This is a genomic window from Moritella sp. (assembly GCF_033791185.1).
Taxonomy (GTDB): domain Bacteria; phylum Pseudomonadota; class Gammaproteobacteria; order Enterobacterales; family Moritellaceae; genus Moritella.
Map to the genome: position 1 here is coordinate 1 of NZ_JASJHF010000260.1, position 4,726 is coordinate 4,726.

Consider the following 4,726-nt stretch of genomic DNA (forward strand, 5'->3'; position numbering starts at 1 on the left):
TCTTCATTATTAAACTGATTGCCATAGTTATGGATCATTAACCAGTAATCACCTTTTCTCGGTGATGAATAATCCAGTTTTTCGAGTGCAGTAGGCGTTGTCGCGAACATAAAAATATCATTCCACTCTTCACGGCTTGCAATGCCATTTGCATCAGCGTCGGCGCCCATGAATACATCAACATCTGGTGACGAAGTTTCAAGAATTTCTACGACTATGCGATCGGTACCGCTAGGCACTGATATCGGCATAAAGTACGATGCTATACCCTCTTCTTCTTGAATGAAGTCTGGCATGCTTGAACGTTTCAATGACACGTTATATTCAATGCCTTCGGTTAAAGTAGATGTTTGAATAGTAAAATCATTGGTGCCAATAGACACAACATCCTCAATCAGTGCGCTACCGACATTACGATGAGTATTAATTTCTACTAATTCTGGCGCACTACCAACAACAAAGTTAACGGTCACCGGAATAGAGACGGCAGGAATACTAGGATCAGATGGGGTAAAATGTACGCGACCATCTGACCATGGGGTATCAATGTCTATATCTGCGATGGCCTTAACCGTTATGGTAAATTCTTCACCAGCGCTCAATGAAATCGTTTGGCCATCTAAGTCACTGCTTAAGGTCATACCCTCTGTCGTATAACTATACGATACAGTCCACTGCGCATCTTTGGTGGCTTTTAAAGTACGTGTCCATTGACATTGGCTAATACACTCGCCCATAGACATGCTGGCAATATTCATTTTACTCGGTTGTCCGTGCCACCCAGCAGGAAGTTCTTTAACAAGATCTCGGATATTACGAACTGAATCATCATCACCTAAATCCGCTTCTCCTGGTTCTGTTGGCATTTGAATTGCTCCTATATCACCAAACGGGTCTGCAGCGAGGTAACCAGCGATACTTTCATGCATCACTAATCCACTTTCGACCGCTAAATCAACACGCGCAACACCAGCACCGGATGAATGCAGAGCCGCTGGATCCCAGGTTTGCTTCTTCTTAACTACAGGGCCAACAACTTTCGCATAGGTTCCTGCAGTTAACATAATGGCTGATTGCAATTCTGCAGCAGACCATTGTGGGTGTCTTGATTTGATCAAAAGCATCATACCGGCCACATGTGGTGACGCCATAGATGTACCAGAGCGATACATAAAATCTTGATCAGAAATACTTTGTTGGTTTAAGGTAAACTCTTGCATGTTATAACCTAAACCACCGGCAAGAATGTCCTGTCCTGGTGCGGCAATACTCGGTACTAGATAATCGCCACTAAAACGATCCGGTCCTTGTGAAGAGAAATACGTCATTAAACCACTGAGATCTTCATTTTCTTCAAACGTTTGAGTACTCACTAAATGTGATTCACTCAACGCCACCTGATGATTTTCGCCTTCGGCTAACCAGTCAAGTAATAATCGACCGTCGTTCTTGTCGATATGAATCGATGGAATGGTATGGAAATCGGCAGCAAGGTTTTCACCGGTATTGTTGGTATTAATTAAGATCATACCGGCAGCCCCTACGAGCGATAAATTATGGCTTTTTACTGATCGGCTTAATGGACCTTTGGTTTTATGTACACCGCCGCGGTTACAAATAACAACCTTACCGGCAACCGCTTCTGTAGGTATAGAATCGAGACCACAGGCACCGGCAATTTCAAAATCATCACTTGCCCAGCTATGTTCAACATCACCAGCAAAGACAACATCGGTAGCTGTTAATCCGCGTGTTGCGCCTTCACCTACTAAAATATTACTTTCTAGTTCAAAATCAGTTGAACCGCCGGTTAACACTAGTTTTTTATCGTCAAAACCGCGGTCATGATTTATTGCTGCAACGCCCATCAACCAAGGCGCATTTCCTGGTGTACGCATGGTTGTTTTACCACTAGCGCCACTGTTACCAGCAGATGCTGCAACATGAACATTCGCTTCACGAGCATTCAAATAAGCCAGAGACACCCAATCATACCAAGGTGTATTTGGCGTACTGCCGACCGAATAGTTAATTACGTCAACACCATTTTCAATCGCGTGTTCTATCGCATCAATGGCATATTGAGGAAAACAATAACCGCCTGAATCACAAGCTTTATAAGCAATAATATTGGCTCTAGGGGCAACACCTGAAACTTTATCAAAAACAAAATCGTGTTGATAAACTTCCGGTAATGGGCCACCTATTGCGCCTTCTGTTTTAACATTATGTACAATGTTACCAGCGGCAGTGGATGCTACATGAGTACCATGACCATTAGAGTCTTGGCCGGTACCTTCACGGGCCCAGTCGCGTACTCGAAGAAAGGTATTTTCCTCGTCTCGTGTAAAAGTCAGTATGTCTCGTATATGGCCAAACGGTACGACACCAATGAGTTTATCGTTACACCAGCCAGGACTATTAATACAGTCACCATAATATTGACCTTTTGGATTGGTATGAACGTAATCTATTTCACCATCACCGTTTTCATCAACTTCAGCTGCAAATGATGGATGAAATGGCGGTAATTCATCTTGGTTGTTAATATTGTCAACTTTCTCTAAAAATGACGCTATGCCAGAGTCAATAACACCAATAACCATGCCCTCGCCTTTAGTACCAACAGACGAATTTGTGCCTTGCCATACTTTGCTTGCACCACTATATGCAGGGCCACTGTCTGTGGTTATTTTTGCAATACCTGCTTTGCCTACAGCAACAACATTTGGTAATTGACTAACTAAAATAGCTTCTGATGCAGACAATGTAGCGGTAAAACCATTTAATGCGATTTGATAAGTAGAGCCAATTTTTACGTCGCGCTGTAAACGCATATTTATATGAAATTGCGTTTCATTTTGCTTACCCGCTAGGTAGTGCTTATATTGTTTCGAGGCTAAGCTTTTGGTATCTAATTTACCTTGGGCCGTTACATTTGAGCCTTTACTGGCCAACATATTCGTTGCCGGTAAATCGCTGACGCCACCGCGATAGCTAGTTAAAGGTTGATCTTGCAAAATAATGAAATACTCATTACTCAAATGCTTACGAACATGATTATTAATATCAAATACGGCTAAACCACCATCACTATTATGGGTCGTTCTAAACGGCACTTTTACGGCATTATCTTCTACAAACCTACCTAACTGATAAGCCTGTTCTTGTTGATTAGTTTCTGCACTTACATTGGCAACAAGTACCAAAGATAATGCTGAAACCATATTACTTAACTTAAATTTCATAAAGAATTCCTTACAGGAAAGAGTCAAACTCTTTCCGTTAAATAGTTATCTAAAACGGCGACTACAAAGCAGTAGCAACAACAGCGATACGTAAAAAGTACCACCTGACGAATTATTGTTTTTATCTGACTCAGTGCTTACTTCGCTGATGCTAAAAGTAATATCCGCTTGAAAGAAGTTTTGGCCATCATTAACGCTGATCTGTGCGATAAATTCACCGCCAACCAGTGGCGTACCCGTTAATAAGCCCGCGCTATTCAATAGCAGACCTTTCGGTAAATTTTCAGCGCTAAATTTCAAACCTACACCATCGATATCGGTGAAATGCACAGATAAATCAGTTGCATCTATCTGCGTGCCTTGCTCTGCGGCAAAGTCGCCTATAGCGGACACCAACTGTGGTGCATTGTCATTAGAATTAGTGATGTAAACATCAAAGTGTTGAGTTAAACCTTCATTTTGACCCACTTTGACACTGGCCATTAATGAATAATGCTGCTGTTTTTCATAATCGACACGGCTGCTATCACGTATCGATAACACGCCATTGGCAGAGATTTGGAACGGCGCGCCAGCACTATCGCCCACTAAGGTAATTTCAGCCTCAGTAGTTATAAGTCCTTCAATAAGTGAGGTGTTATGTAGTTGTAATTGACCAAATACGTCACCGATGACGCTATTCTCAGCGACTGAAAATGACTGCCCAGATTGAATCGTTGGCATAACACTCTCAAAGCTTGCGATTACATAAAAACCCGTTTGAGGATTAAACAACGCACTACCTTTAAGACACTCGCCGCTAATTACAGCCGCAGTGTTTGCACACGCCTGACTATATAATGTTGATGTTTTAGCACGTGAATTTGGTGCTAAGGTAATACTGTCTTGCCAATCAAATGACGTTTGCTCTGTACTATCCATATGGGCTAATTTTAAAACCGTACCTGAAAACGTCGACGTCCCTGGCGATTCATCAACAACAGGAGGTAAAAGTAAGGTATCTAAACGCACAATAACTTCATATTGCCATTTATCCGTCTCAGGAATTTCAGTAGAGTATTTAACTTCTTCAGAGACACAACTTGCGGAAACGCTACGAGCGGTAAAGTCACAAATTAAATCTCCATTAATTAATAAAGGCGACTTAAAATTTATTGCTTGTGCAAATAACAGATGGTCAATAACACAATCGAAGTCTGATCTATCGGTGACTAAACATAATGGTGCTATGTCTCCTTTACGTATGCCAAAATCGGCCAAATAATCATAAAGGTAGGTATCAAAGACATCGTCCGCATAATATTTTATGCAGTTGCCATTACTGTCTTTAATTTCATTATTGCCACACTCGAGTGTTGGATCTATGGCTGAACTGTCATTAACACGATTGGTTATTAATCCACCTAAGGTGAAATTATGAATTAATGGTTTATCACTTAGGCCCGGAATAGTTTGGCGATCCGTTGTCACTATCATAG

General features: G+C 41.6%; 2 protein-coding genes. Both read right to left on the reverse strand.

Annotated features, from left to right (window positions below; translation table 11 throughout):
• Nucleotides 1–3,248 (reverse strand): S8 family serine peptidase (locus QNK26_RS15110; RefSeq protein ID WP_319224560.1); only part of this gene is annotated, 3,248 nt, incomplete at its 3' end.
• A 45-nt stretch (nt 3,249–3,293) separates the two neighbouring features.
• Nucleotides 3,294–4,726, reverse strand: a 1,433-nt coding sequence (locus QNK26_RS15115; RefSeq protein ID WP_319224562.1) for a cadherin repeat domain-containing protein, incomplete at its 5' end; no start/stop codon positions are given.